The organism is Nocardioides sp. 503 (genome assembly GCF_004522095.1).
GTDB lineage: Bacteria > Actinomycetota > Actinomycetes > Propionibacteriales > Nocardioidaceae > Nocardioides.
Genome location: NZ_SPUI01000002.1, coordinates 1,005,698 through 1,028,301 on the forward strand (window position 1 = coordinate 1,005,698; position 22,604 = coordinate 1,028,301).

General features: G+C 72.3%; 21 protein-coding genes. 12 read left to right on the plus strand and 9 right to left on the minus strand.

Annotated features, from left to right (window positions below; all coding sequences use genetic code 11):
- Position 1: 1 nt before the first annotated feature.
- From E4622_RS05850 to E4622_RS05860, 3 genes are read right to left on the minus strand one after another with little or no spacing between them, the layout of a single operon-like run.
- Positions 2–934: an alpha/beta hydrolase gene (locus E4622_RS05850; RefSeq protein ID WP_134739086.1), complete on the minus strand. Its 933-nt coding sequence runs from the start codon at positions 932–934 to the stop codon at positions 2–4.
- The gene (locus E4622_RS05855; protein ID WP_134739087.1) at positions 931–1,545 is read right to left on the minus strand and encodes a TetR/AcrR family transcriptional regulator; all 615 of its coding nucleotides are present in this window, start codon (positions 1,543–1,545) and stop codon (positions 931–933) included. Before E4622_RS05855 ends, E4622_RS05850 begins: the two co-directional genes overlap by 4 nt.
- Complete coding sequence (locus E4622_RS05860) at positions 1,542–2,903, minus strand: NAD(P)-binding domain-containing protein (protein ID WP_134739088.1); 1,362 nt, start codon at positions 2,901–2,903, stop codon at positions 1,542–1,544. Before E4622_RS05860 ends, E4622_RS05855 begins: the two co-directional genes overlap by 4 nt.
- 92 nt (positions 2,904–2,995) lie before the next feature.
- Here E4622_RS05860 and E4622_RS05865 point away from each other — a divergent pair, with 92 nt between their 5' ends.
- From E4622_RS05865 to E4622_RS05885, 5 genes are read left to right on the plus strand one after another with little or no spacing between them, the layout of a single operon-like run.
- A complete protein-coding gene (locus E4622_RS05865; protein ID WP_134739089.1) occupies positions 2,996–3,754 on the plus strand; it encodes an SDR family oxidoreductase in 759 nt (252 codons plus the stop codon).
- A complete protein-coding gene (locus E4622_RS05870; protein ID WP_134739090.1) occupies positions 3,751–4,614 on the plus strand; it encodes an SDR family oxidoreductase in 864 nt (287 codons plus the stop codon). The genes E4622_RS05865 and E4622_RS05870 overlap by 4 nt, the downstream gene beginning before the upstream one ends.
- Positions 4,615–4,667: 53 nt before the next feature.
- Positions 4,668–5,852 (plus strand): Rieske 2Fe-2S domain-containing protein, encoded by a 1,185-nt coding sequence (locus tag E4622_RS05875; RefSeq protein ID WP_134739091.1) that lies wholly within the window; start codon positions 4,668–4,670, stop codon positions 5,850–5,852.
- Entirely contained in the window at positions 5,852–6,148 is a 297-nt protein-coding gene (locus E4622_RS05880; protein WP_134739092.1) for a hypothetical protein, read from the plus strand. The genes E4622_RS05875 and E4622_RS05880 overlap by 1 nt, the downstream gene beginning before the upstream one ends.
- A 7-nt stretch (positions 6,149–6,155) precedes the next feature.
- On the plus strand, positions 6,156–7,259 hold the full coding sequence (locus E4622_RS05885; RefSeq protein ID WP_134739093.1) for a 2Fe-2S iron-sulfur cluster-binding protein: 1,104 nt from the start codon (positions 6,156–6,158) through the stop codon (positions 7,257–7,259).
- A 245-nt stretch (positions 7,260–7,504) separates the two neighbouring features.
- On the opposite strand, the gene E4622_RS05890 is transcribed toward E4622_RS05885, so the two are convergent.
- Positions 7,505–8,197 (minus strand): MBL fold metallo-hydrolase, encoded by a 693-nt coding sequence (locus E4622_RS05890; RefSeq protein WP_134739094.1) that lies wholly within the window; start codon positions 8,195–8,197, stop codon positions 7,505–7,507.
- Entirely contained in the window at positions 8,191–8,898 is a 708-nt protein-coding gene (locus E4622_RS05895) for a maleylpyruvate isomerase family mycothiol-dependent enzyme (protein WP_167735985.1), read from the minus strand. Before E4622_RS05895 ends, E4622_RS05890 begins: the two co-directional genes overlap by 7 nt.
- A 158-nt stretch (positions 8,899–9,056) precedes the next feature.
- On the opposite strand from E4622_RS05895, the gene uvrA reads away from it, so the two are divergent.
- Positions 9,057–12,068, plus strand: a complete 3,012-nt coding sequence (gene uvrA, locus E4622_RS05900) for an excinuclease ABC subunit UvrA (RefSeq protein WP_134739096.1) — start codon at positions 9,057–9,059, stop codon at positions 12,066–12,068.
- Here the strand turns inward: uvrA and E4622_RS22670 are convergent.
- The 3 genes from E4622_RS22670 to E4622_RS05915 are packed head-to-tail and all read right to left on the minus strand — an operon-like array spanning position 12,065 to position 15,173.
- A complete protein-coding gene (locus E4622_RS22670) occupies positions 12,065–13,288 on the minus strand; it encodes a hypothetical protein (protein ID WP_167735986.1) in 1,224 nt (407 codons plus the stop codon). The two genes, uvrA and E4622_RS22670, sit on opposite strands and share 4 nt — an antisense overlap.
- Positions 13,285–13,935, minus strand: coding sequence for a hypothetical protein (locus E4622_RS05910; RefSeq protein WP_134739097.1), 651 nt, complete (start codon positions 13,933–13,935; stop codon positions 13,285–13,287). The genes E4622_RS22670 and E4622_RS05910 overlap by 4 nt, the downstream gene beginning before the upstream one ends.
- Entirely contained in the window at positions 13,932–15,173 is a 1,242-nt protein-coding gene (locus E4622_RS05915; protein ID WP_134739098.1) for a hypothetical protein, read from the minus strand. The genes E4622_RS05910 and E4622_RS05915 overlap by 4 nt, the downstream gene beginning before the upstream one ends.
- Positions 15,174–15,289: 116 nt before the next feature.
- Between E4622_RS05915 and E4622_RS05920 the strand changes: the two genes are divergently transcribed.
- Together E4622_RS05920 and E4622_RS05925 are read left to right on the plus strand one after the other, a co-directional pair.
- The gene (locus tag E4622_RS05920) at positions 15,290–15,763 is read left to right on the plus strand and encodes a Rieske (2Fe-2S) protein (RefSeq protein WP_134739099.1); all 474 of its coding nucleotides are present in this window, start codon (positions 15,290–15,292) and stop codon (positions 15,761–15,763) included.
- Between the two features lie 22 nt (positions 15,764–15,785).
- The gene (locus tag E4622_RS05925; RefSeq protein WP_134739100.1) at positions 15,786–16,217 is read left to right on the plus strand and encodes a Rieske (2Fe-2S) protein; all 432 of its coding nucleotides are present in this window, start codon (positions 15,786–15,788) and stop codon (positions 16,215–16,217) included.
- Positions 16,218–16,222: 5 nt separating this feature from the next.
- Here the strand turns inward: E4622_RS05925 and E4622_RS05930 are convergent, their stop codons facing one another.
- Entirely contained in the window at positions 16,223–17,524 is a 1,302-nt protein-coding gene (locus E4622_RS05930; RefSeq protein WP_134739101.1) for a pyridine nucleotide-disulfide oxidoreductase, read from the minus strand.
- A gap of 90 nt (positions 17,525–17,614) precedes the next feature.
- Between E4622_RS05930 and uvrC the strand changes: the two genes are divergently transcribed.
- The 4 genes from uvrC to whiA are packed head-to-tail and all read left to right on the plus strand — an operon-like array spanning position 17,615 to position 22,502.
- On the plus strand, positions 17,615–19,612 hold the full coding sequence (gene uvrC, locus E4622_RS05935; protein WP_134739102.1) for an excinuclease ABC subunit UvrC: 1,998 nt from the start codon (positions 17,615–17,617) through the stop codon (positions 19,610–19,612).
- Entirely contained in the window at positions 19,612–20,499 is an 888-nt protein-coding gene (gene rapZ, locus E4622_RS05940) for an RNase adapter RapZ (protein WP_134739103.1), read from the plus strand. Before uvrC ends, rapZ begins: the two co-directional genes overlap by 1 nt.
- Before the next feature lie 16 nt (positions 20,500–20,515).
- The gene (yvcK, locus tag E4622_RS05945) at positions 20,516–21,469 is read left to right on the plus strand and encodes a uridine diphosphate-N-acetylglucosamine-binding protein YvcK (RefSeq protein ID WP_134739441.1); all 954 of its coding nucleotides are present in this window, start codon (positions 20,516–20,518) and stop codon (positions 21,467–21,469) included.
- A 46-nt stretch (positions 21,470–21,515) separates the two neighbouring features.
- On the plus strand, positions 21,516–22,502 hold the full coding sequence (gene whiA / locus E4622_RS05950) for a DNA-binding protein WhiA (RefSeq protein ID WP_134739104.1): 987 nt from the start codon (positions 21,516–21,518) through the stop codon (positions 22,500–22,502).
- Positions 22,503–22,604: the final 102 nt, after the last annotated feature.

Below are 22,604 nucleotides of genomic sequence, written 5' to 3' on the forward strand. Positions count from 1 at the left end.
ACTAGAACGTGTTCTCGTTTTGGTCCACACCCGCCGGGGCCGTCGCCAGGTGGCGCGTCAGGAACGCCACCTGGTGCTCGACCGCCGGCTCGAACCAGTCCTTGCCGGGCCACACGTCGAAGTGGTCGCAGGGGTAGTGGCGCACCTCCGCGCGCCCCTTGAACGCCGCCTTGGCGGCCGCCCGCGGCGGCGCGCTGCGGTCGAAGTCGGCGATCTGCACGAGCATCGGGCAGCGCACGCGCGAGGCCAGCCGGCCCGGCCGGTGCCCACCGAGCTCGAGGCCCACCGCGGCGTCGATCTCGTTGACCCAGGTCGGTCCGGCCAGCGCGAGGTAGTCCTCGTACAGACCGGGCAGCGTGAGCGCCGCCGTCTCACCGGGCCGTCCGACGACCGGCATCATCACCGGGCGGCGGCCCGCGCGGCTGCGCACCCCGGCCGCCGTGGAGCGCAGGAGCGAGGCGGGGGAGTGCGACGCCAGCGCGTGCCGGCCCGCGGCCACGCCGTCCACCAGCGGGGTCAGCGCCACGACCGCCGCCACGTCGTCGCGGTCGGCGCCCGCGGCGATGACGTGACCGCCGGCCAGCGACACGCCCCACAGCACGAGGCGCTGCGCGTCGACGCCCGGGAGCGCCGCGGCCGCCGTCATCGCGGCGCGGTAGTCGGCCAGCTGCCCCTCCATGGAGACCTGCTGGCGCGGGCTGCCGCCACTCGCGCCGAAGCCGCGGTAGTCGAAGGCGAGCACGTCGAGCCCGGCCTGTGAGAGCCGCGCGGCGAACGGCTCGAGGCCGGAGTCCTTGGTGCCGCCGAGCCCGTGGGCCATGACGACGACCGGGCGACCGGCCGTCGTGGCGAGCGCGTCGCCCTCGCCCGGGAAGTGCCAGGCGTCGCAGTCGGTGCCTGCGGAGCTGAAGCGGAGGGTGGTGCGGACGCTCACTGGTCGGTCCTTCCGTAGACGGTGCGCAGCCAGATCTCGATGACGGCCTCCTCGATGGCGGCGCGGTCGCCGCCGTGGGCGAGGCGCTCGAGCATCCGGTCGTTGAGCTCCAGCAGGACGCTGGCGACGGCGGCCGGATCGGCGCCGCCCGGCGCCCTGCCGGCGGACCGCTCGGCCGCGATCATCGCGGCCACCGGCTCCACGAACGACAGCCGGTCGCTGTCCCACAGCTCGCGGACCGCCGAGCTGGTCGCGCGGGCGTCGAGCATCGCGCGGAAGAGGTGGCGGTTGGCCTCCCACGCGTCGAAGAGGCCGCTGATCGTGGCGGTGATCCGGCTGTGGGGCGAGCCGTCGGAGCCCAGGTGGTTGCTGGTCGCGATCGCCTCGTACATCTCCTCCATGAGCGCCGCGACCGCGGCCTGCTTGTTCTCGAAGTAGAAGTAGAACGCCGAGCGGGTCACCCCCGCGCGCCGCGAGATCTCGGCGATGTTGATCGACTCCAGGCTCGGGTCGTCGAGGTCCACGCGCTCGCGCAGGATCTCGTCGAGGGAGCCGAGGAGCGCGGCGCGGCGCTGGTCGCCGCGGTGGGCGGCGCGGGGTGCGGGGGTCATGGGCGCAAGCCTGTCAGCACGGGGGCGCCCCGCTGCTCCGCACGCCGTACGCCGGCGGGCAGCTCCTTGGTGCGCAGGTCGTGCTCGTAGACGAAGTAGTCGAGCTGCTGGGTGTGCCGCGGGCGGTCGAGCACGTGGCCGGTGTACTTCTCCTGGTCGGAGTCGATGACCTGCTCCATCTCGGCGGCGGGCGGCAGCGCGTAGCGGCCCACGGCGTAGGCCGCGAGCAGCCGCGCCTGCGCCTCGACGAAGGGGAACAGCGTGGGCGTCGCCTGGGCGAAGCCCATGAACACCAGGTCCTCGATGCCCGGCTTGAACATCCGCTTGAACAGCCGGATCTGGTTGTCGGGGGCGCTGATGAAGCCGGGGTCGAAGAACGGGAACGTGATGTTGTAGCCGGTGGCGTAGACGATGATGTCGAAGTCGCTCGCCGTCCCGTCCTCGAAGTGCACGGTGCTGCCGTCGAGCCGCGCGACGTTGCCCTTCGGCGTAATGTCGCCCGAGCCGAGCCGCAGCGGCAGCTCCACCGACTGCGTGGGGTGGGCCTCGAAGAACTTGTGGTTGGGCTTGGGCAGGCCGTAGAGCTCGGGGTTGGAGCCGGTCATGAACTGCATCTTCTGGATCATCCAGCGCTGCCACTTCAGCGGCAGGTGCGGCGAGGTGACGTAGTACTTGTCGGCCGGCAGGCCGTAGGTGTACTTCGGGACGATCCAGGCGCTCGAGCGCGTGGAGAGCGTGACCTCGTTCTGCAGGGACCTGCTCGAGAGCTCGACCGCGATGTCGGCGGCGCTGTTGCCGATGCCGACGACCAGGATCCGCCTGCCCTTGAAGTCCAGCGGGTCGGTCGGGTCGATGTAGTGGTGCGAGTGGATCGACTCGCCCGTGAACTCACCGGGGAAGTCGGCCATGCGCGGGTCCCAGTGGTGGCCGTTGGCGACGACGAGCAGGTCGAAGCGGCGTACGTCGCCGGCCTGGTCGGTCAGCTCCCACCCGCCGTCGGCGAGCCGCGCCGCGTGCTGCACGCCGTTCTCGAACTCGATCCGCTCGCGCAGGCCGAACGCGTCGGCGTAGGCGTCGAGGTAGGCCTTGATCTGGGTGTGGTGCGGGAAGTCGGGGTAGTCCTCGGGCATCGGGAAGTCCTTGAAGGACAGTCGGTGCTTGGAGGTGTCGATGTGCAGCGACCGGTAGGCGCTGCTGTGTCCGTTGGGGTTGCCGAAGGCCCAGTTGCCGCCGACCCGGTCGGAGGCCTCGAAGCAGGTGTAGTCGACGCCGTAGTCGGCGAGCATCTTGCCGGACGTCAGCCCGCTGATGCCGGCGCCGATCACCGCGGCCGTCGGGCGGGTGCTGGGACGGGACATGTCGGGCCTTCCGGTCGGGGCTCTTGCCACGAGACGTGACGACCGGCACGCTAGGGCCAGATTTGACACGCGTCAACAGAAGGTGGGCAGCCATGGACCAGCAGAGCGACCAGCGGGGCGACCAGCAACGGATCGCCGTCGTCGTGGGCGGAGCGTCCGGCATCGGGGCGGCCGTCGCCACGGCGCTGGAGCACGACGGCTGCCGCGTGGTGGTGGCCGACCTCGCGACCGACGGCGCCGGCGGACCCGCCGTCGACGTCACCGACGAGGCCTCGGTGGAGGCGCTCTTCGCCGGCGTCCTGGCCGAGCACGGCCGGGTCGACGTCGTGGTCAACAGCGCGGGCGTGAGCACGCTCGGGCTGCTGACCGAGCTGGACGCGGCGGAGTTCCGCCGGGTGGTCGACGTCAACCTCACCGGCGCCTTCCTGGTGCTCAAGCACGGCGGCCGTGCGGTGGCCGACGGGGGAGTGCTGATCTCGCTGACCTCCCTCAACGCCCGCCAGCCCGGCACCGGCATGGGCGCCTACTGCGCGGCCAAGGCCGGGCTCGCGATGCTCACCGAGGTCGCCGCCCTCGAGCTGGCGCCGCGGCGGGTGCGGGTCAACGCGATCTCACCAGGGCTCGTCCTCACGCCGCTCACCGCCCCCGCGATGGACATCGCGGGCATCGAGGACGACTACCTCGCCAACACCCCGCTGGGACGCGCGGGCCTGCCGGAGGAGGTGGCAGCGGCCGCGGTCTACATCGCGGGCGCCGCCTGGCTCACCGGCGAGGTGCTCGACCTCAACGGCGGCGCCCACCTGGCGCGCTACCCCGACATCCACGGCCACGTGATGCGGGCGTTCGCATGAGCCGGCACGCGATCGTCACCGGCGGCGGCTCCGGCATCGGCGCCGCGCTCTGCCGCGCGCTCGTCGCCGTGGGGGACCACGTCGTCGTCGCCGACCTCGACGAGGCCGCGGCCCAGGGGACCGTGGACAGCGTGCGCGGCAGCGGGTCGGCGAGGGCGCTGCGCCTGGACGTGACCGACGCGGCGGCCGTGCAGGCCGCCGTGGACGACGTGGTGGCGCGGGACGGCCGGCTGGACCTGATGTTCAACAACGCGGGCATCTCGCTGGGCGGGGAGACCGAGGAGCTCACGCTCGCGCACTGGGACTCGATCATCGACGTCAACATCCGCGGCGTGGTGCACGGCGTGGCGGCGGCGTACCCGGTCATGGTGCGCCAGGGCGCTGCCGACGGTCGGGGCGGGCACATCGTCAACACCGCTTCCATGGGCGGGCTGATGGCGGCCGGGCTGCTGACGAGCTACGTGATGACCAAGCACGCCGTGGTCGGCCTCTCGCTGGCGCTGCGCTCCGAGGCCGCGGCCAAGGGCGTGGGGGTGACGGTGGTCTGCCCGTCGGCGGTCGACACCCCGATCCTGGACAAGGGCGCGGTGGGCCGCTTCCACGGCCGGGACTACTTCCTCAAGGGCCAGGGAGTGCGGCGGCCGCACGACCCCGACGTCCTCGCGCAGGAGGTGCTCCGCGCCGTGCGCGAGGACCGCGGGCTGCTGGTCACGCCGCGCACGGCCCGGGCCACGTGGCTCTTCGGGCGCCTGGCGCCCGTGACCACGCAGCGGATGTCGGCGAAGTTCGTGGCCAAGCAGCGGGCGATGCAGGCGGCGCGCGCGGAGGCGGCGCTTTCATCCCCGGGCCAAAAACTATAACCTGTTCTTGTTTTGGGCGTCAGCAGGCACGACCGGTCGGAGAGAGGCACACGATGAGCGACACGAGGATCCTCGACAGGGGCACCCCGCCGGAGCGCTTCGCGCGCGGCTGGCACTGCCTCGGGCTCGCCGAGAGCTTCGGGGACGGCAAGCCCCACCGCATCGAGGCGTTCGGTGGTCAGCTGGTCGTCTGGCAGGACACCCAGGGTGGGCTCAACGTCCTCGACGGCTACTGCCGCCACATGGGCGGCGACCTGACCCAGGGCACCGTCAAGGGCGACGAGATCGCCTGCCCGTTCCACGACTGGCGCTGGGGCGGCGACGGCAAGTGCAAGGCGATCCCCTACGCCCGCCGGGTGCCGCTGCGCGCGCGCACCCAGAAGTACGCCACCACGATCCGCAACGGCCAGCTGCTGATCTGGCACGACGTCGAGGGCTCCGAGGCCGAGCCCGACCTGCTGCCCCCCGAGCTGCCCGGCGTCGGCACCGACGAGTACACCCCCTGGACCTGGGAGGTCGTGCCGATCACCGACTCCCACTGCCGCGAGCTCATCGACAACGTGGTCGACATGGCGCACTTCTACTACGTGCACTTCTCGTTCCCCACGAGCTTCCGCAACGTCTTCGAGGGCCACCAGGCCACGCAGTTCATGGAGTCCAAGGGGCGCCCGGACATGACCGGCGGCTACGGCGACGCCGAGCTGTTCCTCAAGTCCGAGGCCACCTACTACGGACCGTCGTACATGATCAACTGGCTCGACGTCGACTACAAGGGCTTCCAGACCGAGGTCATCCTGATCAACTGCCACATCCCCACCGGCCCCGACTCGTTCACGCTGCAGTACGGCATCACGGTCAAGAAGCCCGAGGGCATCGACGACAAGACCGCGGCCTACATCAGCAAGAAGTACGCCGAGATGTTCGGCGGCGGCTTCCTGCAGGACGTGCACATCTGGAAGAACAAGGTGCCCGTGCAGAACCCCCTCCTCTGCGAGGAGGACGGCCCCGTCTACCAGCTGCGCCGCTGGTACGAGCAGTTCTACGTCGACCGGGCCGACATCCAGCCGGAGATGGTCGACCGCTTCGAGTTCGAGGTCGACACCACCAAGGCCAACGAGTACTGGCAGGAGGAGGTCGCCGAGAACCTCGCTCGCAAGGCCGCGGAGGAGGCCGAGGGCGCCGACGGGGCCACCGCGGGGAGCGAGAGCGACTCGCCGTCGGTCATGACGGGCACCTGATGGCGTCCTTCGTCCCGACCAGCGCCGACACCCTCGAGGACCAGCGCCTCTACACCAGCGCCCGGCTCACCGAGGTGGCCTGCCTGGACTGCCTGGCGCGGGTGGGCGTGAAGAAGAACAGCGACCACCACACCTCGATCCAGTGGAGCCGCGAGGCCCGGGAGTCGTGCCCCGAGCTGTCGCGGCGCGACGGCCGCGGCCGCGACTACCATCAGGGCTGCCCCCGGCTGCTCGCCAGCATCGAGACCGCCGTACGCGAGGGCCAGGTCGACATCGGCGCCGAGGACGGTTACTGACCCACCCATGGACACCGCATCCTTCGAGCTCACGGTCGTCGAGGTCGTCGAGGAGACGGCCGACGCGCACTCGGTCACCTTCGAGGTCCCCGACGAGCACGCCGACCACTTCTCCTACAGGCCCGGGCAGTTCCTCACCGTCGCCGTGCCCAGCGACCAGACCGGCGTCGCCGCCCGCTGCTACTCGCTGTCCAGCAGTCCGCTGTCCTACGAGCAGACCGGCCGGCTGACGATCACGGTCAAGCGCACCGTCGACGGCTACGCCTCGAACTGGATCTGCGACCGCCTCCACCAGGGTGACTCCCTGCGCGTGCTGCCGCCGAGCGGCATCTTCACCCCGGCCTCGCTCGACGCCGACCTGCTGCTCTTCGCCGGCGGCTCCGGCATCACCCCGATCCTGTCCATCACGCGCACGGCGCTGGCGCAGGGCGCGGGGCGGGTCGTGCTCCTCTACGCCAACCGCGACGAGTCGTCGGTGATCTTCGCCGCCGAGCTCACCGCGCTCGCCGCCGAGCACCCCGAGCGGCTGCAGGTCGTCCACTGGCTCGAGTCGGTCCAGGGGCTGCCCACGCCGGAGCAGATGAAGGCGTTCGCCGCGGCCCACTCCTCCTCCGACGCGTTCGTGTGCGGCCCGGCGCCGTTCATGAAGATGACGGTCGGCGCTCTCAAGGAGCTCGGCTTCCCCCGCGACCGCCGCCACCAGGAGAAGTTCGTCTCGCTGGGCGGCAACCCGTTCGGCGACCTGCACGACGTCGAGGTGGCCGAGAGCGAGATCTCCGCGGCCGAGGCCGACGAGCAGGACGCCGCCGACGACGCGGCCTCCGGCTCCCGTGGCCCGGCCCGGCTCGAGGTCGAGCTGGACGGCGAGCACCACGTCTTCGACGACTGGGAGGCCGGCACCAAGATGCTCGACCACCTCGAGGCCAAGGGCGTCAAAGCGCCGTACTCCTGCCGCGAGGGGGAGTGCTCGGCCTGCGCCGTCCGGCTCCTCGAGGGCGAGGTCAAGCTCCTGCACAACGACGTCCTCGACGACGAGGATCTCGGCGAGGGCATCCGCCTGGCCTGCCAGGCGCTCCCGGTCACGGACACCGTCAAGGTCACCTACAGCTGACCAGATCCACAATCGAGTAACAAAAGGGGCCGGTCTAGTCCACAAAAGGAAATGGACGGTAACAGGTGACACGGGCGACGGGGTCCGGTTGACTGTTCCTCAGAACGCCTCGGTGCTCGGTTCATGGGGACCCGCTGCAGGCTTCCTGTGGTAGCGCGACCTGTCCCGGCCCATCCCCCCATGTCTCCGGGACAGGTCGCCGCCTCATCCCGCCTCTCGGGGCGGGATGACGTGCCGCGGGCGGTCTACCAGCCCCGCGCCCGCCACTCCGCGAGATGAGGGCGCTCGACGCCGAGCGTCGAGTCGTCGCCGTGGCCGGGGTAGAACCACGTGTCGTCGGGCAGGGTGCCGAAGACCTTGGCCTCGACCTCGTCGACCAGCTGGGCGAAGGCCGCGTCGTCGCCGAAGGTGTTGCCGACGCCGCCGGGGAAGAGCGAGTCGCCGGTGAAGAGGTGCGGGTGACCCTCGGGGTCGCGGTAGACCAGGGCGACCGAGCCAGGGGTGTGTCCGGCGATCGCGATGACCTCCAGCGTGCAGGCGCCGACCGCGACCGTGTCGCCGTCGCCGACGGTGCGGGTCACCGCGACGCCGGTCTGGTCGGTGATCGCCGCGGCGTCGGGAGCGCCGGCGACGACCTCCGCGCCGGTGGCGCGGACGACCGCGTCGAGGGCGCGGTGGTGGTCCCAGTGCTGGTGGGTGGTGACGACCGTGGTCAGGCCGGCGTCGCCGATCAGGGGGAGCAGCGTCTCGGGCTCGGAGGCGGCGTCGACGAGCACCTGCTCACCGCTCTCCTTGCAGGTCAGCAGGTAGCAGTTGTTGGACATCGCCTCGTCCACGGCGACCTTGGTGATGCGCAGGTGCGCGAGCTCACGCACGTCGGCGCCGCCCCCGACCGTCACGTCGCCGGCGTAGCCGTCGTTCACCGCGTCGTTCACCATGCCTCGATCCTCGGCAGCGCGTCGCTGTCCGTTGTGAGTCCCTCGCCGTCGTCGCGACCGGTCAGCCACCACGCCAGGTCGGCGGCGCTGCCGCGGACCACGGGGGAGGAGTCGGTCACCTCGCCACACTGCCAGGTGCCCGCCAGGTCGTGGGGGACCGCCGTGAACGGCTCGTCACCGGCGTCCCGCTTCATCATCGAGCGCAGCACGCGCTCCGAGAACGACGTCGGCCACTCGGCGCGGGTGTAACCGGCGGCCAGGTCGGCGTGGTGGATCTCGACCTCGCGCAGCCGCATCCCCGGTACCGCGTGGGCGACGAAGGTCCGTCCGCTGCCCGGCGTGCGCTCGACCACGGTGTCCCACCCCTCGTCGGGCACGGCGGCCATCGCGTCCGCGAGGTCGGTCGTCGAGCCGAGGAGCCGGTCGCGCAGCTCGCTCGGGTCGGCGGCGGCCAGCTCCTCGATGTCGGCGTCGCGCTGCTCCTGCGAGGCGTACATCGTCGTCGGCTCGCCGCCCACGATGCCGCGCAGGACGCCGGTGAGTGCCTCGGCGTTGAGGGCGAGGTGGGCCACCACGTGGGCGCGGCTCCAGTCGGGCAGCAGCGACGCGGCGGCGTACTCCTCGTCGGTGAGGGCGTCCACGGTGCGCACCAGGCGCGAGGTCGCGTCCTGGAGCTCGTCGGTCACGTCGGGATCGGTCATGGGGTCCATCCTGGCGCATGGGTACCGGTCGGCGGGGGAGTGCGAGATTCTGGACTGTCGGCGGCGCGTGAGAGTCTGAGACGTCCGTCGCGTCGGCTTGATTCCCGCCCTCCGATGACGAACACTTGTTCGAACCAGACCTAGCCCGAAGGACGGCAGTGGCCGATCAGCTGATCATCCGGGGAGCCCGGGAGCACAACCTCAAGGACGTCTCGCTCGACCTCCCCCGTGACTCGCTCATCGTGTTCACGGGCCTCTCGGGCTCGGGCAAGTCCTCGCTCGCGTTCGACACGATCTTCGCCGAGGGCCAGCGCCGCTACGTCGAGTCGCTCTCGGCCTACGCGCGCCAGTTCCTGGGCCAGATGGACAAGCCCGACGTCGACTTCATCGAGGGCCTCTCGCCCGCGGTCTCGATCGACCAGAAGTCCACCTCGAAGAACCCCCGCTCCACCGTCGGCACCATCACCGAGGTCTACGACTACCTCCGGCTGCTCTACGCCCGCGCCGGCCGGCCCCACTGCCCCACGTGCGGCGCGCCCATCGAGCGGCAGACGCCGCAACAGATCGTCGACAAGGTGCTCTCGCTCGAGGAGGGCCGCCGGTTCCAGGTGCTGGCGCCCGTCATCCGCGGCCGCAAGGGCGAGTACCTCGAGCTCTTCCGCCAGCTCCAGACCCAGGGCTTCAGCCGCGCCAAGGTCGACGGCGAGACGCACACCCTCGACGCGTTGCTGACCGACGGTCCCAAGCTCGACAAGCAGAAGAAGCACACGATCGAGGTCGTGGTCGACCGGCTGGCGGTCAAGGAGACCTCCAAGCGTCGCCTCACCGACTCCGTCGAGACCGCGCTCAACCTCGCCGGCGGCCTGGTCCTGCTCGACTTCGTCGACCTGGACGCCAAGGACCCCGACCGCGAGATGCGGTTCAGCGAGAAGATGTCGTGCCCCAACGACCACCCGATCGACACCGACGAGCTGGAGCCGCGCTCGTTCTCCTTCAACTCCCCGTTCGGCGCCTGCCCCGCGTGCAGCGGCCTCGGCACCCGGATGGAGGTCGACCCCGAGCTGGTCGTGCCCGACGCGTCGGCCACCCTCGGCGAGGGCGCCATCCAGCCGTGGAGCCAGGCCCACGTCGCCGACTACTTCCTCAAGCTGCTCGGCGCGCTGGGCGACGAGCTCGGCTTCGACCTCAACACGCCCTGGGAGCGGCTCTCCACCAAGTCCCAGAAGTCCATCCTCGACGGCCACTCCACCAAGGTCCACGTCGTCACCCGCAACCGCTACGGCCGCCAGCGCGCCTACTACGCGGCGTTCGAGGGCGTGCGCCCCTACATCGAGCGCCGGCACCGCGAGGCGGAGTCCGACACCAGCCGCGAGCGCTTCGAGGGCTTCATGCGCGAGGTGCCGTGCCCGACCTGCAAGGGCAGCCGGCTCAAGCCCGTCTCGATGGCGGTCCTCCTCGGCGGGCGCAACATCGCCGACGTCTGCGCGCTGCCGATCAACGAGACCGCCGACTTCCTGCGCGACCTCGACCTGAGCGCGCGGGAGCGCCAGATCGGGGAGCGGGTGCTCAAGGAGATCCAGGAGCGCCTCAACTTCCTGCTCGACGTCGGCCTCGACTACCTCTCGCTGGACCGGCCCTCAGGCTCGCTGTCCGGCGGCGAGGCGCAGCGCATCCGCCTGGCCACGCAGATCGGCGCCGGCCTGGTCGGCGTCCTCTACGTCCTCGACGAGCCGTCGATCGGCCTGCACCAGCGCGACAACAAGCGGCTGATCGAGACCCTGGTCCGGCTCAAGGACCTCGGCAACACCCTGATCGTCGTCGAGCACGACGAGGACACGATCCGGGTCGCCGACTGGGTCGTCGACATCGGCCCGGGCGCCGGCGAGCACGGCGGCCAGGTCGTCCACAGCGGCTCGGTGCAGGGCCTGCTCGACCACCCCGACTCGATGACCGGCCAGTACCTCTCCGGCCGCCGCGAGATCCCGGTCCCCGAGATCCGCCGCCCGCGCACCAAGGGCCGCGAGCTCAAGGTCCACGGCGCGCGCGAGCACAACCTGCGCAACGTCGACGTCGCCTTCCCGCTCGGCATGTTCGTCGCGGTCACGGGCGTCTCCGGGTCCGGCAAGTCGACGCTGGTCAACGACATCCTCTACACCTCGCTGGCCAAGCAGATCTACCGCTCGCGCACGGTCCCCGGGCGCCACCAGAAGATCACCGGCCTCGAGCACGTCGACAAGGTGATCCACGTCGACCAGTCGCCGATCGGTCGCACCCCGCGGTCCAACCCGGCGACCTACACCGGCGTCTTCGACCACATCCGCAAGCTGTTCGCCTCGACGCCCGAGGCCAAGATGCGCGGCTACCTCCAGGGCCGCTTCTCGTTCAACGTCAAGGGCGGGCGCTGCGAGGCGTGCTCCGGCGACGGCACGATCAAGATCGAGATGAACTTCCTCCCGGACGTCTACGTCCCGTGCGAGGTGTGCCACGGCGCCCGCTACAACCGCGAGACGCTCGAGGTCCACTACAAGGGCAAGACCATCGCCGAGGTCCTCGACATGCCGATCGAGGAGGCGGTCGACTTCTTCGCGGCGGTCCCGCCGATCGCCCGGCACATGAAGACCCTGGTCGAGGTGGGCCTGGGCTACGTCCGCCTCGGGCAGCCCGCGACCACCCTGTCCGGTGGCGAGGCGCAGCGCGTCAAGCTCTCCTCGGAGCTGCAGAAGCGCTCCACCGGGCGCACCGTCTACGTCCTCGACGAGCCCACCACGGGCCTGCACTTCGAGGACATCCGCAAGCTGCTGCTGGTGCTCGGCCGCCTGGTCGACCAAGGCAACTCCGTGCTGGTGATCGAGCACAACCTCGACGTCATCAAGACCGCCGACTGGCTGGTCGACATGGGTCCCGAGGGCGGCTCGCGCGGTGGCATGGTCGTGGCCGAGGGCACGCCGGAGCAGGTGGCGGCCAACCCCGACTCCTACACCGGCCAGTTCCTCGCGCCGATGCTCGACGGCCGGCACGCCCAGCAGCCGAAGCGGATGCTGGCGGCCAGCGCGGCGCCGGAGGCCAGAGGTGCCCGCAAGGCGGTGGCGGCCAAGGCGCCGGCGAAGAAGACCACCACGCGCCGCACTGCGGCCAAGAAGACGACGAAGGCGGCTGCCAAGAAGTCCTAGCGGCGCCGGTGCAGCCGCTCGACCAGGTCGGGCGACAGGGCGCCATAGCCGGTGGAGGCCCAGGGCTCGTCGTCGGTCTCGAAGTAGTGCACCGGCTCGCCGTCGCGCACCACGTCGAGGATGTCGGGGCGGCGCTTGCGGCGCAGGTCCGCGCGGCACACCTTGCACAGCGGTACGGCGATCCGGTCGCCGTCGCGGTCGATCGAGCCCTCGGTCGTGGCCGCGCCGTGCAGGGGGTCGAGGAAGCAGGGCGTGGTCGGCTCGAAGGGCCGGCCCGCCAGGGCCGCGGTCAGCGCCTCGTCGCCGCGCTCCGCGAGGACGATCGCGCCCACGACGTCCAGGACGTCGACGTCGGTGCCGTCGTCCTCGCCGAGCACGCGCCGCGCGGCGTCGTAGTGGTCGAGCGCCGCCTGCCACGAGCGGGGCGCGCGGTCGGCGTCCATGTCGGCGGCGTCGATCCGCTCGCCGAGCGCGAGCACCTCGCGGTGGGCGCGCCGGGTGAGCTCCTCGTCGTGCGCGTCGCGCACCCGGTCGAGCACGGAGGCCGGCAGGGTGAACTCCCGCCGGGACGAGCCGCTCCCGGTCCGGGCGTGCTGCGGGCGCCTGCGGCGCGCGACGGTCCCCACCACGGCGAGCGCCAGCACCACCCCGCCGACGGTGTAGGCGCCGACCGGGGCGCCGTCCCCGGACCCGTCCCCGGACCCGCCCGAGTCGCCGGTGGACGACGTGTCCTCGCGCTGGTCCTCCACGAGCGCGCGGTACTGCTCGGCGACCGTCCCGTCGGCGACCGCCTCGGCCACGGTCACGAGCTGCTCCCCGAGGTCCTGCGGGGCCGTCTCCTCGCCGATCGTCGTGATCTCGTAGGTCGCCGAGGAGGAGCCGCCACCCAGGGAGTCGCCCCAGGCCCGCGCGTCGAGCCGGAAGTCCTGCGCCTCGTCGTAGACCTGCCCGTTGGCGACGTAGAGGCCCGGCTTGCCCGAGGCGTCGTGCAGCCGGCTCAGCAGGTCCCCGGCGTTGCCGTTGAACACGTCGTCGTAGGACAGCGGGTAGACCACGACGTAGAGCGGCTCGGGGGCCCGGGCCACGGCGGCCTCGATCCGGGCCACGTCCTCGGCGTCGACGTACCTCGCCATGGCGGGGGCGACGTAGACGCCGGTCGCGTCCAGGGACTGCTGGACCGTCGCGAGGAGCTGGTCCAGCTGGTCGTCGGCGGTGCTCATGAGGGGTCCTTCTGCCAGGGGCCGGGGACGCGGTAGGGACGGCCGCGCGTGACGCGCACGCAGCCCACCACGGTCATGAGGAGACCGTAGGCGGCGGCCCCGCCGAAGGCCCCCAGCAGGCCACCGCCGATGACGTCGCCCGTGCCCTCCTCGTCGAGCGGCTCGATCGTCTGCCCGCGCAGCTCCTCGACGAGCTCGGTGACGCGCGCCTCCGGGTCGCCCTCGAAGGCCATCGAGGAGTACACGTAGCCGTCGAGCGCGCCGACGTCGCCGCGGCCCGGGCCCTCCCAGACGACCATGACGGCACGCGGGTCGATGGCGGCGCCGAGCTGGTCGACGACGTCGTACGGCGAGCCGTAGCCGGCCTCGCTGGTCTCGGCCCACACCACGACGTAGACGGCCGGGTCGGAGTCGGCGAGCAGCGCCTCGAGCCGGCGCTCGCCGGCCTCGTCGAGCATGGAGCGGCCGTCCTCCGGCACGTGGACGCGGTCCACGCGCAGCTCGTCGATCGCGGCCTGCACCCGGTCGCCCGGCGGGGCCACGGCCGCCACCCGGTCGGTCTCCATGCCGATCGCGGGCACGAGCCCGGCGCCGGCGCCGGCCAGCACGGACACGAGCAGCCCCAGGACCAGCCGCCAGCCCCTCATGACCGCTCCTCCATGACCCGGCGCCACAGGTCGGTGTCGAGGGAGCCGAAGCCGGTGCGCGCCCAGACGGAGTCGCCCTCGTAGTAGGGCCGGGGAGCGCGGGGGAGCAGCCCGTGCGGGCGCTCGAGCAGCGGCTCGTAGCCGCGTCCCGTCGTGCCGGCCTTGCTGCAGGTCCGGCACACCGGCACCGTCACCTCGTCGTCGCCCCCGACCGGGGCGCTGGTCTCGACGTAGCCGAGTCCGTGGAGGGGGTTGAGGAAGCACGGGCGGTAGGCACGGTCGGGGTCCTCGAGCAGCTTGCGACCCGTCCGCGCCAGCACCAGCGCGCCCACCACGTCGAGCACGTCGTCGGAGCCGAGCGCCTGCTCGGCCGCGACCCGGCAGCCCAGGGCGTCGTCCACCCCGGGTCCGGAGGGACGGCGCACCAGCTCGTCGGCGAGCTTCTCGAGGGTCGTGCCGGCCTGGCGTCGCACGTCCTCGAGGCCGGGCGTCGCGTCGGAGGCGACCGCCCGGGCTGCCGCGTCCACCTTGCGCCGCTTCTGGCGGGTGGGCGTGTGGCTGTCGGCGGGCCGGCGGACGCCTGGTGCCGGGGCCGGCACGACCGAGCGCAGCGCCCATGTGCGGGCCAGGCGCCACGTGGTCAGGGCGACGAGCACGCCCACCAGGGCGGAGAGGCCGGCGACCTCCGCGTGCAGGTAGGCGTCCGGGCGCGACTCGTAGCGCGGGCCGGTCCAGGTGGCGCCGGCGGTGTAGGTGTCCACGAGGGAGTCCGAGATCGTGTGGTTCTCGTCGGCGACCAGGGTCGCGATGATGGCCGCCCGGCCCGCGTCGCTGGGTCGCGGGGCGTCGCTGTCGGAGCTGGTGTCGTAGGTCGGCTCCAGCCCCTCGTAGATCGCGGTCTCCAGGGAGGTGTCGTCGCCGCCGTAGTAGAACGACGTGCCGGAGCGGCCGACGGCCACGACGTAGATCGCGTCCTGGCCCAGCTCCGACTGCAGCCGGATCGCCAGGTCCTCGGTCGGTCGGTCGGTCGCCAGGTCGGGGAGCTCGCCCACGAGCGCGACGTAGATCGGGACGTCGGAGGAGGCGACGATCTCGGTGAGGTGGGCGTCGACCTCGGCCGTGTGGCCGTTGCCGGCGAGCTGCTGGACGTTGACCGGGTCCCGCTCGAGCGCCGCCACGAGGTCGTCGACGGCGGCGACGTATGCGTCGACCTGCCCGTCGGCTCCCGTGACCCCCACGGGCGTAAGGCTATCGACCGGCATCCCGGGGGCGTTCACGGCTGGTTCTCATGCTGTTCTCAGACGGCTGAGTAGTGTGTCTTTCAACTACTGGACCGCTCTCGGAGGACACTCACATGGCGACAGGACTCAGCAGGCGCAAGGCACTGACGGGCGCCGCCGGCATCGGGCTCGCCCTGCCGGTGCTCGCGGCGTGCGGCGGCGACGACGGTGGCACGACCGCCCAGGACGACCCGGCCCCGTCCTCGCCGGGATCTGCGGGGTCCTCCCCGTCGACCCCGTCCGGCTCGGCGTCGGCTCCGGCGGCGAGCGGCTTCGCCGCAGCGGCCGACATCCCGGTCGGCGGCGGCGCGGTCTTCCCCGACGAGGGCGTGGTGGTCACCCAGCCGACCGCAGGTGACTTCAAGGGCTTCGACATCCAGTGCACCCACTCGGGCTGCCCGGTCAGCGAGGTCACCAGCACCATCAACTGCCCCTGCCACGGCAGCAAGTTCGCCCTCACCGACGGCGCCCCCGAGAGCGGCCCCGCCTCGGAGCCCCTGGGCTCCGTCGAGCTCGCCGTCACCGACGGCCAGATCAGCCGGGCCTGACCCCCACGCCGAGGAGGCACCCATGACCGCTCCACGACAGCCCCCGTTCCGGCCCACCCGCCGCATCGTCTTCCACGGCCTCGGGGCGCTCGGCGTCGCCGCCGCCCTCGCGGGCTGCGGTGGCGGCTCGAGCGACGACGAGCCCGCCGGCGGCGAGACCGAGGCCGGCACCGAGCTCGCCACGACCTCGGAGGTGCCCGTCGGTGGCGGGCTCATCCTGGGCGACCAGCAGATCGTCATCACCCAGCCCACCGAGGGCGACTTCGTCGCGTTCTCGGCCGTGTGCACCCACGCGGCCAACACCGTGACGTCGGTCGAGGACGGCGTGATCGCGTGCGCCGTGCACGGCAGCTCGTTCTCCGCCGCGACCGGCGAGGTCGAGGGCGGCCCGGCGACCTCCGCCCTGGCCTCGGTGAAGATCGACGTCAAGGGCGACAAGATCGTGGCGGCGTAGGCGCCCTAGGCCTGGACCTGTCCCTGGCCGGCCGGAAGACAGGAGTCGCGCCAGCGCTCGTCGCGCCGGGAGGTACGGCGGTCCAGCCGCCGGTCGAGCAGCTCGCGGGCCTCGTCGAGCCGGTCGGCCCGGACGAGCGCGGCGATGCGCACCTCCTCGACGAGCTCGCGCTGCGCGTCCGAGCCGCCGAGCCGCGGGACCGCGGGGGACAGGGCCGCCAGCGAGGCGGCCGCGGCGGCGTACCGCCCGGCGTGCAGCTCGCGCAGTGCGGCCACGAGCGGTGCGACGACCTCGCGGTGGGTGGCGTGCGCGTGCTCCGCGGCGAACCGACCCAGCCGCTCCAGCCCGGGGCCGTCGCCGAGCGCCAGCAGGGTGACCGCGCTGTGCATCGCGAGGAAGGGCGTGGCCGGGCGCTCGAGCACGTCGCGCCCGACGACCTGGGCAACCCGGTCGAGGTCCGGGACGTCCTCGGCGTCGGGCGTCATCGACCAGCGGATGAGCAGCGACCCGCTGTCCACGAGGGCGCGGCAGCCCAGCCCGTGCTCGGGACGCAGCTGGGTGTCGTAGCGCCGGCGGACCGCGTCCAGGTCGCCGAGCGAGAGCTCGTGCAGGGCGGCGTGCCAGGAGAAGTGGCTGATGCTGTCGATGCTGGCCCCGTCGCCGGTGACCCAGCCGTCCATCCACGCGAGCCCGGCCAGGTGGTCGCCGGTCTCGTAGTGGGCGTGCGCCCGGGCGTGGGCCGAGTGGCCGGCGCTGGGCTCGATCGCCAGCGACCGGCAGGACAGGTCCATGGCCTCGTCGAAGCGGCCCTGCTCCTGGCGGATGAAGGCCAGCAGGCCGGCGTACCACCAGTCGTCGCCGTAGGCGGGCGCCGCGTGCTCGACGATGTCCCAGGCCTGCTGGGGCACCTCGGTCACCCCTGCGAAGGCGATGGTCGGCACTGCGGCCGACAGCAGGAGCGCGTCGACCGGGTAGGCCTCGAGGTGGCGCACGACCGGCGCGGAGTCGCCGCGCAGGTGCGAGAGGATCGCGTGCACGTGGCTGCGCTCGCGCTCGGTGGCGCGCCCGGCGTGCCGCTCGGCGTCACGCATCCGGCCCTGGACGTCCACCGGGGCGCAGAGGTCGTGGCCGAGCAGCGCGAGGGCGGCGTGGCCCAGCGCGAAGGTCGGGTCGTGCACCACGGACGCGGCGATCGCCTCCACCGAGCCCGCCCGCAGCCGCAGCAGGTCGCCGACGCCGCGGTTGTAGGACTCGGCGGCCACGTCCGACGTGGTGAGCCGGAGTCCGTAGCGGTCACGACAGTGCATGAAAAGCACAGTAATCGACGCGACAATAACCACAAAGCCGACACACTGACCACGGACGAGAGCGTCGGTGGTGGACCGTAGGCTTGAGGAGTGCCACCGCCCCGCTCGTCCCGACCCACCCGCGGGCCGTTGTCCTACCGTCCCGAGGCCGGGTCGATCCCGACGCAGCCGGGCGTCTACCGCTTCCGCGACCCGAAGGGCCGCGTCGTCTACGTCGGCAAGGCGAAGAACCTCCGCTCGCGCCTGTCGTCGTACTTCCAGGACGTCGGCAACCTGCACCAGCGCACCGCCACGATGGTCACCACGGCCGCCAGCGTCGAGTGGACGGTGGTCAACACCGAGGTCGAGGCGCTCCAGCTGGAGTACTCCTGGATCAAGGAGTACGACCCGCGCTTCAACGTCAAGTACCGCGACGACAAGTCCTATCCCTGGCTCGCGGTCACCGTCGGCGACGAGTTCCCCCGCGTGATGGTCGGACGCGGGGCCAAGCGCAAGGGCACCCGCTACTTCGGCCCCTACAGCCACGCCTGGGCGATCCGCGAGACCGTCGACGTCCTGCTGCGGGTCTTCCCGATGCGCTCGTGCAGCAACGGCGTCTTCAAGCGGTCCGCGCAGATCGGGCGGCCCTGCCTCCTCGGCTACATCGGCAAGTGCGCGGCGCCGTGCGTCGGGCAGGTCTCGCCCGAGGAGCACCGCGCGATCGTCGACGACTTCTGCGACTTCATGGGCGGGCAGACGCGGCCGTTCGTGCGCCGCATCGAGAAGGAGATGTACGCCGCCTCCGAGGCCCAGGACTACGAGCGCGCCGCGAGGCTGCGCGACGACCTCGGCGCGCTGGAGAAGGCGCTGGAGAAGCAGGCCGTCGTGCTCGGCGACGGCGCCGACGCCGACGTCATCGCCCTGGCCGAGGACCCGCTCGAGGTGGCGGTCCAGATCTTCTACGTCCGCGGCGGCCGGATCCGCGGCCAGCGCGGCTGGGTGGCCGACCGCGTCGACGAGGGCGGCACCCCCGAGCTGGTCGAGGACTTCCTGCTCCAGCTCTACGCCGGCGAGGCCGAGGCCGACGCGATCCCGCGCGAGATCCTCGTCCCGGCGCTGCCGCCCGACGTCGAGACGTGGGAGGACCTGCTGAGCGACCGGCGGGGGAGCCGCGTGCAGGTCCGGGTCCCGCAGCGCGGCGACAAGAAGACGCTGCAGGAGACCGTCGCCCGCAACGCCGGCCAGGCGCTGGTGCTCCACAAGACACGGCGCGCCAGCGACCTCACGACCCGCAACCGGGCGCTGGAGGAGATCCAGCTCGCGCTCGACCTCGACGAGGTCCCGCTGCGCATCGAGTGCTACGACGTCTCCAACCTCCAGGGCACCGAGGTGGTCGCCTCGATGGTGGTCTTCGAGGACGGCCTGGCCCGCAAGAGCGAGTACCGCCGCTTCGTGATCCGCGGCGTCGACGGCCAGAACGACGTGGCCTCGATGCACGAGGTCATCACCCGGCGCTTCCGGCGCCTGCTCGACGAGCAGGCCCGCAGCAAGGAGGTCGCGACCGACAACGGCCCGATGCTCGTCGACCCGGAGACCGGACGGCCACGCAAGTTCGCCTACGCCCCCGGCCTGGTCGTCGTCGACGGTGGCCCGCCGCAGGTCGCGGCCGCCCAGCAGGCGCTCGACGAGCTCGGCATCGTCGACATCCCGGTCGTCGGCCTGGCCAAGCGCCTCGAGGAGGTGTGGCTGCCCGCCCAGGAGGACCCGGTCATCCTCGCGCGCTCCTCCGAGGGCCTCTACCTCCTGCAGCGGGTGCGCGACGAGGCCCACCGCTTCGCCATCAACCACCACCGGTCGCGACGCTCCAAGACGATGGTCGAGAGCCTGCTCGACGACGTGCCGGGCCTGGGCGAGGTCCGCCGCAAGACCCTGCTGAAGCACTTCGGCTCCCTCAAGAAGCTGCGCCTGGCCACCGTGGAGGAGATCGCGATGGTCCCCGGCATCGGCGAGCGCACCGCGACCGCCATCAAGGACGCCGTCGCCCAGGCCTCGGCGACCGGTCAGACTGTCTCCGTCAACACCGCCACCGGCGAGATCGAGGAGTCCTGATGACGCCCACCCACGACCCCGACGCCACCCGGCGTGGCGAGCTCGTGGTCGTCACGGGCATGACCGGTGCCGGTCGCAGCACGGCGGCCAAGGAGCTCGAGGACCTCGGCTACTACGTCGTCGACAACCTGCCGCCCAGCCTGCTGCCCGACGTCGTCAAGCTCGTCGACGACGGCTTCGGCGAGAGCCAGCGCATCGCGGTCGTCGTCGACGTCCGGTCCGGCTCGTTCTTCCACACGCTGCACGCCAACCTCGCCCAGGGCGCGACCGGGCGGCGCACCACCCTGGTCTTCCTCGACGCGGCTGACGACGTGCTCGTACGCCGCCAGGAGGCCGCGCGGCGACCCCACCCGCTCCAGGGCACCGGGCGGCTCCTCGACGGCCTCCAGCGCGAGCGCCAGGTCCTCGGCGACCTGCGCAGCGACGCCGACCTGGTCATCGACACCACCGCCCTCAACGTCCACCAGCTCACCGACGCGATCGGGGCGGCCTTCGGCTCGCCCGAGACGATGCGACTGAGCGTCAACGTGATCAGCTTCGGCTTCAAGTACGGCATCCCGGTCGACGCCGACTTCGTGGCCGACATGCGCTTCCTGCCCAACCCGTTCTGGGTCCCCGAGCTGCGCGCGAGCACCGGCCAGGACGGCGCGGTCTCCGACTACGTCCGGGCCCAGCCCGGTGCCGAGGAGTTCCTCGACGCCTACGTGCCGGTCCTCACCGGCGTGGCCGAGGGCTACCTCCGCGAGGGCAAGCGCTTCATGCGCGTGGCCCTGGGCTGCACCGGCGGCAAGCACCGCAGCGTCGCCATGAGCGAGGAGATCAGCCGACGCCTGGTCGCCCACGGGCTCGAGGTCCGGGTCACCCACCGCGACCTCGGGCGCGAGTGAGCCGCCGGTGAACGACATGCGCGCCCAGTCGGTCGTCGCGTTCGGGGGCGGGCACGGGCTCTTCGCCTCGCTCACCGCGCTGCGGCTGCTCGTCGACGACCTCACCGTCGACGAGCTGACCGCCATCGTCACCGTCGCCGACGACGGCGGCTCCTCCGGTCGTCTGCGCGGGGAGTTCGGGGTGCTGCCGCCCGGCGACCTGCGCATGGCGCTGGCCGCGCTGTGCGGCCAGGACACCTGGGACGTCACCTGGTCGCGCGTCCTCCAGCACCGCTTCGAGGGCGCCGGCGACATGCGCGGCCACGTCGTCGGCAACCTCCTGATCGTCAGCCTGTGGGAGCTCCTCGGCGACCACGTCGACGCGCTCGACTGGGTGGGCCGGCTGCTCGGGGCCAAGGGGCGCGTGCTGCCGATGGCCCTGACCCCGATGGTGATCACCGCCGAGGTCGAGGGGCTCGAGCCCGACTCGCTGGTCACCGTCCGGGGCCAGGTCGAGGTCGCCTCGACGTCGGGTCGCATCGCCTCGATCGCCCTGGAGCCGGCCGACCCGACCGTCTGCCCCGAGTCCGTCGCCGCCGTCCACGCCGCCGACTGGCTGGTGCTGGGTCCCGGCTCGTGGTTCACCTCCGTCATCCCGCACCTCATGGTCCGCGAGCTGTGCGAGGCGATCGTGACCACCGACGCGCGGCTGATCGTCGTGCTCAACCTCGAGGAGCAGGCCGGCGAGACCGACGGCCTCGGGCCGGCCGGCCACCTCGCGGTGCTCCTCGAGCACGCGCCCGGGCTGCGCCCCCACGTCGTCCTGGCCGACCCGCGCTCCCTAGGTGACGGGGCCGACGAGCTCGCGGCGGCCGTCGCGGCGCAGGGCGCGCGGCTGGTCCTCGACGACGTGATGGTCGACGACGGCTCGGCCCGCCACGACCCGGCCAAGCTGGCCGCCTGCTACGCCCGCATCATGGCCGAGTCCTGAGAGGCCTGCCCCCGAGGGTGATTGACTCGCGTGCGAGGATCGGCGCATGGCAATGACGGCCCAGGTGAAGGCGGAGCTGTCCAGCACCCAGATCACGAAGACCTGCTGCCGCAAGGCGGAAGTGGCCTCGATGCTGAGGTTCGCGGGCGGCCTGCACATCGTCAGCGGCAAGATCGTGGTCGAGGCCGAGCTGGACACCGGCGCCGCGGCCCGACGGCTGCGCAAGGACATCGCCGAGGTCTACGGCCACGGCTCCGACGTCGTGATGGTGCAGGGCGCCGGCATCCGCAAGGGCAGCCGCTACATCGTCCGCGTGACCAAGGACGGCGAGGCGCTGGCGCGTCAGACCGGCCTGCTCGACCAGCGCGGCCGTCCGGTGCGCGGGCTGCCGCCCGCCGTCGTGTCCGGCGGCGGCTGCGACGCCGTGGCCGCCTGGCGCGGGGCCTTCCTCGCCCACGGCTCGCTCACCGAGCCCGGCCGCTCGTCCTCGCTCGAGGTGACGTGCCCCGGACCGGAGGCCGGTCTCGCCCTGGTGGGCGTGGCCCGTCGCCTCGGCATCCAGGCCAAGGCCCGCGAGGTGCGCGGCGTCGACCGCGTCGTGATCCGCGACGGCGACGCGATCGGTCAGCTGCTCACCCGTCTCGGCGCCCACGAGTCGCTGATGGCCTGGGAGGAGCGCCGCATGCGGCGCGAGGTGCGCGCCACCGCCAACCGGCTCGCCAACTTCGACGACGCCAACCTGCGCCGCTCGGCCCGCGCGGCCGTCGCCGCCGGCGCCCGCGTCGAGCGCGCCCTGGAGATCCTGGGCGACGAGATCCCCGACCACCTCCAGCTCGCGGGCTCCCTGCGCCTGGAGCACAAGCAGGCCTCGCTCGAGGAGCTCGGTCAGCTGCACGAGCCCGTGCTCACCAAGGACGCCATCGCCGGGCGGATCCGCCGCCTGCTGGCGATGGCCGACAAGCGCGCCGAGGAGCTCGGCATCCCCGACACGGAGTCCTCGCTGACCCCGGAGATGCTGGCCGACGAGGGCTGAGGTCCCGCCGCGTCGGGACCAAGGAGTGTTACCCGTTGGTACCGCGGGACGACAGTCTGGTCGTAGGCCCGCAACCGATAGGGTCGAACCGACGGCTCCCTG